This window comes from Candidatus Binatia bacterium (genome assembly GCA_036382395.1).
Classification (GTDB): Bacteria; Desulfobacterota; Binatia; order HRBIN30; family HRBIN30; genus JAGDMS01.
On the sequence record DASVHW010000040.1, the window covers coordinates 1 to 7,478 of the forward strand.

Consider the following 7,478-nt stretch of genomic DNA (forward strand, 5'->3'; position numbering starts at 1 on the left):
CTCGCCGACGGACGCCGCGTGATCGATCAAGAGTGGGTGCAGCTCAACCTCGCCCGGGTGTACGCGCGGCTCGAGTATCTGCGGCTCATCAACTGGAAGGTCGCGTCCGGCACGGCGGTCAATCCGGCCGACGCCAGTGCCACCAAGGTGTTCGGGACGGAGTTTTTCTGCGAGGCGTACCGGCTCTTGCTCGAGGTTTTCGGTCAGGCAGGCTACCTGCGGCACGGGTCTCCCGGCGCCGTGCTGCGTGGCCGCCTCGAGCGCGCCTATCAAGGGACGCTCTTTCTCACTTTCGGCGGCGGCACCAACGAGATCCAGCGTGACCTGATCGCGCTCTTCGGTCTCGGCATGCCGCGCGTGCCGCGCTTCTAATCGGGTACCGAACATGGATTTCACACTCAACGAAGATCAGCAGGCAATCAGCGACCTGGCGGGCCGGATCCTGGGCGAGCAGCTCCCGCCCGAACGGCTGACTGCCATCGAGGCACAACCGGACTGGTTTGCCGCCGACATTTGGGCGGAACTGGCAGGGGCACAGCTGCTCGGTGCGCCGTTGCGGGAGGACGTCGGCGGAGCCGGCTTCGGCATAGTCGAGGCCTGTCTCGTGCTCGAACAGATCGGCCGCACCGTTGCGCCCCTCCCGTATCTCGCCACCGTGATCCTCGGGGCGATGCCCATCGATGCATTCGGCTCGGCCGAGCAGCGCCGCCGCTACCTCCCCGCTGTCATCGACGGCTCGCTCATTCTCACTGCGGCGCTCGTCGAAACGGGCAATGTATTCGTCCCAGCGTTGCCGGCAACCGTCGCCACCCGCGACGGTGACGGCTGGCGCCTCGACGGCGAGAAGCATTTCGTCTCGGCGGCGCACCTTGCCGGACGCATGCTGGTGCCGGCGCGCACCGGCGCCGGCAGCGTCGGTGTGTTCCTCGTCGACCCGAAGGCGGCCGGTGTCGCGCTCGATCGCGTTCAGACGACGGCCCTGGAACCGCAGTTCGTGGTGACCTTGTCCGGAGCGAAGGTCGGTGCCGGCGACGTGCTGGGCCACCCAGCGCAGGGCGGTGCCATTGTCGACTGGCTGGCGCAGCGCGCCATTGCCGGGCTGTGCAGCATGCAAGCCGGCGTATGCGACGCGGCGCTGCGCCTCACGGCCAAGCACGTCTCCGAACGCGAACAGTTCGGCGTGAAGATCGCAACCTTTCAAGCGGTCGCGCAGCGCGCCGCCGACGCGTACATCGACACCGAGGCGGTTACGTTGACGGCGCGCCAAGCCGCGTGGCGGCTGGCGGCGAAGCTACCGGCCGACGAGGCGCTCTCGGTCGCCAAGTTCTGGGCGGCGGAGGGTGGCCAGCGGGTCGTCCACGCGGCGCAGCATCTGCACGGCGGCATCGGCGTCGATACCGCCTACCCGCTGCATCGCTACTTCCGTTGGACGAAGCAGATCGAGCTCACGCTGGGCGGAGCAATGGTCCACCTGGCCCGGCTCGGCGCCCGCATTGCGGCGCGGCCGCCTGGGCTGGCGTAGGAGAGCGATCGTCCGCAAGAGCCGAGACAGTCGGAGAACGGACGCTGGCACCCCTTCGGGGTGCGTGTCGGGGTGGAACGTTCGCAACCGGTGGTATCGGCCTGCGGCCGCAGGCCCGCGGCCTCAACCAGCGGCTAATCTCTGTCATCCCTTCGGGATGGGGTGGGCGCGCCCTTGGCTTGCGGTCGCAAGCTCCAGCAACGCGCGGACCTTGGTGCTGACGTCATCCGCGCGCACGATCTCACTGATCATCGCCACGGCGTCGGCGCCGGCGGACAGGACCTCAGGCATCGTCTTGGCCGTGATGCCGCCGATGGCGACGATCGGGAGCGTGACGCGGCTGCGGATCTGACGCAGGTGGTCTAATCCCTGCACCGGGTCGGGACGCTGCTTGCTGGTGGTCGGGTAGATCGGGCCGAAGCCGATGTAGTCGGCGATGCCCTCTCGCGACGCGGCTTCGGCTTGGGCCACATTGTGGGTCGAGAAGCCGATTATCCTGGTCGGCCCGAGGATCTCGCGCGCCGCGGCGACCGGCAGGTCTTCCTGGCCGAGATGGACTCCGGCGGCATCGATGAGCTTGGCGATGTCGGCCCGGTCGTTGATGATGAGCTGCGCCTGAGCGCCATCGGCGGCTGCCTTCACCGCGCGCGCGATCTCGACAAAGCGGCCCGTAGACTGATCTTTCACCCGCAACTGCAGGAGGCGCACCCCCGCATCGAGCATCGCCTGCGCCAGCCCGACGTACGACAGCTTCGGATCACTCAAGGTATCGACGATTGAGTAAAGAGGGTGGGGAAAGGAGAACATCGCTTATGGCTTATCGCATATCGCGTATCGCAGACCCGAACTTAAACATAAGCCATAAGCTATATGCCATACGCGAAGCGGCGCTCAGTCCGCGTCTGAGCGCCGCTTGGGCGCGATCTTCAGTTGGGTGATCTTTTTGTGCAGCGTGTTCCTGTTCATGCCGAGGAGCGCCGCAGCTTTGAGTTGATTGCCCTGGGTACGTTCCAACGTCAGCTCGATCAGTGGACGCTCGATGCCTTCCATGATGAGCGGATACAGATTGGTCAACTCGACCTCTCGAGTTTGGCGGAAATACTCCTTCAGCTTGAGGCGCACGACATCTTCCAACGACAGGTCATCGTAGGCGGTCGCGGCGGCATCGTGCGTCGCCAACGCCAGATCGCGCGGCATGAGCGTCGGGCCGGGGGCAAGCACGGCAGCACGCACGAGCGTGTTCTCCAGCTCGCGCACATTGCCGGGCCACGCATGCGCGTTGAGAACGTTGCGCGCCTCCGGCGAGATGCCGGTAACGTTGGTTCCCATCTCCCGGTTGATCTTGCCGATGAAGTAGTTCACCAGTTCCGGGATGTCCCCGCGGCGCTGGTGCAGCGGCGGCACCAGGATGGGCACGACCTTCAGCCGGAAGTACAAGTCCTCACGAAACCGCCCCTGCTTGACGGCGCGATCGAGGTCCTGATTGGTGGCGGCAATCAGACGGCAGTCCACCTTGATGACCTCGCGGCCGCCGATGCGCGTCAGCTCCCTTTCCTGCACGACGCGCAGGAGCTTGGCCTGCAACTCCAGCGGCATGTCGGCGATCTCATCCAGGAACAGGGTGCCACCGTGCGCGACTTCGAACATGCCGGCGCGCTGTTCCGTGGCGCCGGTGAACGCCCCGCGCTCGTGTCCGAAGAGCTCACTCTCCAGCAGATCGCGAGGGACCGCCGAGCAGTTCAACGCCACGAACGGGGCGCTCCAGCGCGGCGAGTGCGAGTGGATGGCCCGCGCGATCAGTTCCTTGCCCGTGCCGCTCTCGCCCTGAATCAAGACGGTGGCATCGGTGGGGGCCACCCGTCCGATGGTCTTGAAGATCTCCTGCATCGCGGGAGTTTTGCCAATGATTTCGACGCCCAGCTCGAACCGCCGATGCGTCTGCTCCTCGAGGCGGGTGAGATCCGTCGCTTGGCGCCGCATTTCGAGAACCCGCTGGACCAGCAGGCGCACCTCCTCGATGTCGAACGGCTTGGTGACGTAGTCATACGCTCCGCGCTTCATAGCCTCGATGGCATTGATCATGGTGTTCTGCGCGGTGATGATCACGATCGGCGTGGTCAACCCGGCCTCGCGGACCTTCGATAGCAGCGCCAGGCCATCGAGCCCGGGCATCTTGATATCGACCAACGCCAGGTCGAAGTGGTCGCGCGTCAGGGCGTCCAGTGCCGCATCGCCGGTTTCCACTTGTTCGACCGCGTGGCCTTCGCCGGCCAGCGTCGTCTGCAGCACCCAGCGGATCGACTCCTCGTCGTCCGCCACCAGAATGCGACCGGTCAGACTTGTCATGAGACCACCGGCAACGTCACGGTCACCACGGCACCGCCACTGCGCCCGTTTTCTGCATGGATGTCTCCCCCGTGTGCGGCAATGATGCGCTCGCAGATGGCCAGGCCAAGGCCGCTGCCGCGCGGCTTGGTGGTGAAAAACGGTTCGAAGACCCGTTCCAATTCCGCCGCCTCGAAACCGGGTCCGGTGTCGGCAAGCTCCACACGTAAAAACTTCCCCAGACCTCTGCGCGCATCATCGGAACCACCGTACCCCGCTTCCCCGCCAACGGCAGCCTGAGTGCTGCCGCGCCGGATGTAGAAATCGGTCTCCATCCGCGTGGTCACGGTAAGGGCGCCGCCATCTGGCATAGCCTCCAGCGCATTCTTCACCAGGTTCAAGAACACGTGTGTCAGCTGGGCCTCTTCGCCGCGCACGTCGGGCAGGCTCGGATCGATCCGGAGGCGGACGCCGACGTGCTTCGCACTCAGCTCGGTCGCCATGATCGCCAGCACCTCGTGCAACACCTTGTGAATGTTTACCGGATCCAGCTTCGGAGCGGGAGGTGTGCCGAGGGTGAGCAACTGCTCGACCAGCCGGCTCAGACGGTCGATCTCGCGGATCATGACACCGGTGTATTCCCCGATCTCCGGCTGATCGGCGAAGCGTTGGGCGAGCAGTTGCGCCGCACCTTTGATGCCGCCGAGCGGGTTCTTCACCTCATGCGCCAGACCGGCGACGAGCCCTCCCAGGCGCGCCAACGTCTCATTGCGGCGGGATTCGTCCTCGAGCTTCTTTTGGTAACTGAGGTCCTGGATCACCAGCGCCGCACCCTGGATCTGGCCCTCTGGTCCCCATATGGGCGAGCAGCTGACGCGCACCGGCACGGTTCCCTGGCGCGTGGACAAGCTCTCCTCGCCGCACGACTGATTTTGCGCCAGGGTCCGCGTGCGCCGCACCATCGCCGCAAGCACCGGCGTGGATGCGAAGACGTCGGTGCACGGCCGCTGCAGCACCTGCGCTTCGGCCAAGCCGGTCAGTGCTTCGGCGGCCTGGTTGAACATCGTAATGCGATCGTTGTCGTCGGTGAGAACCACCGCATCCGCCAGACTCGCCAGCACATTCTCCAGTGGGTCCGGGGCCACCCGCGCCGCCGCAGCCGGAGGCTGCGGATTCTTTCTCTTGTGCCTCGCCGCCAGCATCCGTGAATCGTAACACACGGCCGTAGCGTCGGAAACGGGCACGTCGGAAACGACACGTCGGAAACGGGCACGTTGACAACGGCGTCGAGCCCACGTTAGCTTGACGTCTCTGATGATCAGCGTCCGCAACGCAATCGATGTGATTTTGGGCGAGGTGCACGCGCTGGGCACGGAACGCATCGCCCTACCGCAGGCCTTGGGCCGGGTCTTGACCGAGTCGGTGACAGCGAGCCGTGATGTGCCTCCATTTCGTAACGCCGCCATGGATGGCTACGCGCTGCGAGCGGCGGATGTTGCCGCCGCAACGGCAGAGAGGCCGGTTATCCTGCCTGTGCTCGAGACCGTAGGTGCCGGCAGCGTACCGCGCCACAGCGTCGCCGCCGGAACCGCCATCAAGATCATGACCGGCTCGCCGATGCCTGAAGGCGGCGACGCAGTCGTGCGCATCGAAGACACACAAGAGCAGGGCGGTCAGGTGCGCGTCTTCAGCAGCGTGCCGGCCGCTGCGCACGTGCGCCAGCCCGGTGAGGATATGCGGGTGGGTGAAACGGTGCTGGCGCCCGGACGCGCGTTGCGCCCGGCGGACATTGGTCTGTTGGCCTCGCTGGGAATCGCGGTCATGCCCGTGCAGCGGCGGCCGGTGGTCGCAATCTTGGCCACCGGAGACGAGTTGGTGGAACTCGGCCAGCCGCTGGCCCCAGGCCAGATCGTCAATAGCAACGCCTACACACTGGCGGCGGCGGTCGAAGAGGCAGGCGCCATTCCGCGCCTGCTGGGGATCGTGCGCGATACGCCCGACGCCACCCGGCAGGCATTTGCCGACGCGTTTGCGGCCGACGTGGTCCTGTCTACCGGCGGCGTTTCAATGGGCGCGTTTGACCTGGTGCGTGAGACCCTGACGGGGCTGGGCGTCGTCGAACGCTTCTGGAAGGTGGCGCAGAGGCCGGGGAAGCCGCTGATGTTTGGAGTGCGTGACCGGACACCGGTGTTTGGCTTGCCGGGCAACCCGGTATCTTCCCTCGTGTGCTTCTATATCTACGTCGGTCCGGCGTTGCGCGCCATGCAAGGGCTGACGCGCGTCCATCTGCCCGTCGTGACCGCCACCGCCGCGGAAAACGTTCGGACGGCAGACGGGTTGACCGAGTTCGTTCGCTGTATGCTGGAAGGGGAACCGGGTTGCTATCAAGCGCGCCCTACGGGCTCGCAAAGCTCCGGCGTGCTGCGCTCACTCTCTCTCGGCGATGGCCTGATGATTTCACCGCCCGAGGTCCGTATCATTGAACGGGGAAACCCGGTGCGTGTGATGTTGCTGAGCAGCGATGGGGTGGTAACGCCGCCGGTATGAGACCTAGTCCTGAGTGCTGAGGCCTGAGTGCTGAGTAACCGATGGAGAGCCAGGCCGTTTGCGGCGGCGCCAGAAGAATTGCGATAGGAGTGTTGCCGCGGCTCCAAGGAGCGCGGACCCAAGAATGAGCAGTGTTTTCGCAATCTCAATTGGAGCAAAAAAGAGGAACTTGAACCTCACCGGGTCGCTGTTCTGCAGAAAGACGGCGAGCACGACCACCAGAATGACGATCGCCGCGATGAGTTTCACTTTGCCCATAGGTCTATTTATGCCTTCCAGAATCGCGGCACCGAGTCAAGGAGGCTGAGGTGCGGGCACGCATTGGGCACGGCTATGACCTGCACCGGCTGGTCCAGGGGCGGCGGCTCATCCTGGGCGGTGTCGACATCCCACACCCACGGGGATTGCTCGGCCACTCCGACGCCGACGTCGTACTCCACGCCAGTTGCGATGCCATTCTCGGCGCCATGGGTGCGGGAGACATCGGCCAACATTTTCCCGACACCGATGAGCGCTACCGGGGCATCGCCAGCAGCGAGCTGCTGCGACAGGTAGTGGCCTTGATGACCGGACAGGGCTGGCGTGTGGGCAACCTCGACGTCACCATTTGCGCCGAACAGCCGCGTCTTGCGCCTCATCGCGACGCCATCCGCCAGCGCCTCGCCGATCTGCTCGGCGTGTCGAAGACCTGCGTGAGCGTGAAAGCCAAGACCAACGAGGGGGTCGACGCGATCGGCCGTGGCGAAGCCATCGCCGCAACGGCCGTCGTGTTGCTCGAAAAAGATTAGTCTCTGGTTTGTGGTCTCTGGTTTCCGGTTCGAGACTCAGGACGCAGCCCTCAGTGTCTGTGAGGAAATGCGTGGTCCGAAACCACAACGATTCCGCCTTGCGTTGCGCCAAAGAGGCGCAATGCCGGTGGTATAGGCTTCCAGCCTGTACTAACACCCGGCGGCCGTTCGGCCGCACCTTCATTGGTACAGGCTGGAAGCCTATACCACCATGGGCGACCTTCGGCCGCTCAGACAGAGTGTGCTGACGAAATCTCATTTGCCCGTACCAATTTCCTCACAGACTCTCAGCACTC

General features: G+C 65.0%; 7 protein-coding genes. 4 read left to right on the top strand and 3 right to left on the bottom strand.

Annotation, left to right across the window (positions count from 1 at the left end; genetic code table 11):
- On the top strand, window positions 1-372 hold a 372-nt coding region (locus VF515_02200), incomplete at its 5' end, for an acyl-CoA dehydrogenase family protein (protein ID HEX7406439.1).
- 13 nt (window positions 373-385) lie between these two features.
- On the top strand, window positions 386-1,522 hold the full coding sequence (locus VF515_02205; protein ID HEX7406440.1) for an acyl-CoA dehydrogenase family protein: 1,137 nt from the start codon (window positions 386-388) through the stop codon (window positions 1,520-1,522).
- Between the two features lie 144 nt (window positions 1,523-1,666).
- Here the strand turns inward: VF515_02205 and thiE are convergent, their stop codons facing one another.
- From thiE to VF515_02220, 3 genes are all read right to left on the bottom strand, one after another.
- Window positions 1,667-2,329, bottom strand: coding sequence for a thiamine phosphate synthase (gene thiE, locus VF515_02210; protein HEX7406441.1), 663 nt, complete (start codon window positions 2,327-2,329; stop codon window positions 1,667-1,669).
- 84 nt (window positions 2,330-2,413) lie between these two features.
- The gene (locus tag VF515_02215; GenBank protein HEX7406442.1) at window positions 2,414-3,868 is read right to left on the bottom strand and encodes a sigma-54 dependent transcriptional regulator; all 1,455 of its coding nucleotides are present in this window, start codon (window positions 3,866-3,868) and stop codon (window positions 2,414-2,416) included.
- Window positions 3,865-5,049 carry an ATP-binding protein gene (locus VF515_02220; protein HEX7406443.1) on the bottom strand — a complete coding sequence of 395 codons (1,185 nt, stop codon included), beginning with the start codon at window positions 5,047-5,049 and terminating at the stop codon, window positions 3,865-3,867. The genes VF515_02215 and VF515_02220 overlap by 4 nt, the downstream gene beginning before the upstream one ends.
- Before the next feature lie 112 nt (window positions 5,050-5,161).
- Between VF515_02220 and glp the strand changes: the two genes are divergently transcribed.
- Both glp and ispF read left to right on the top strand, forming a co-directional pair.
- Window positions 5,162-6,394: a gephyrin-like molybdotransferase Glp gene (glp, locus tag VF515_02225; protein HEX7406444.1), complete on the top strand. Its 1,233-nt coding sequence runs from the start codon at window positions 5,162-5,164 to the stop codon at window positions 6,392-6,394.
- Between the two features lie 308 nt (window positions 6,395-6,702).
- Window positions 6,703-7,182: a 2-C-methyl-D-erythritol 2,4-cyclodiphosphate synthase gene (gene ispF / locus VF515_02230; GenBank protein HEX7406445.1), complete on the top strand. Its 480-nt coding sequence runs from the start codon at window positions 6,703-6,705 to the stop codon at window positions 7,180-7,182.
- Window positions 7,183-7,478: the final 296 nt, after the last annotated feature.

What these genes read in the sequence shown, in the direction of transcription:
- VF515_02205 (HEX7406440.1), top strand. Translation starts at nt 386, where the DNA reads ATGGATTTCACACTCAACGAAGATCAGCAGGCAATCAGCGACCTGGCG.
- thiE (HEX7406441.1), bottom strand. Translation starts at nt 2,329, where the DNA reads ATGTTCTCCTTTCCCCACCCTCTTTACTCAATCGTCGATACCTTGAGT.
- VF515_02215 (HEX7406442.1), bottom strand. Translation starts at nt 3,868, where the DNA reads ATGACAAGTCTGACCGGTCGCATTCTGGTGGCGGACGACGAGGAGTCG.
- VF515_02220 (HEX7406443.1), bottom strand. Translation starts at nt 5,049, where the DNA reads ATGCTGGCGGCGAGGCACAAGAGAAAGAATCCGCAGCCTCCGGCTGCG.
- glp (HEX7406444.1), top strand. Translation starts at nt 5,162, where the DNA reads ATGATCAGCGTCCGCAACGCAATCGATGTGATTTTGGGCGAGGTGCAC.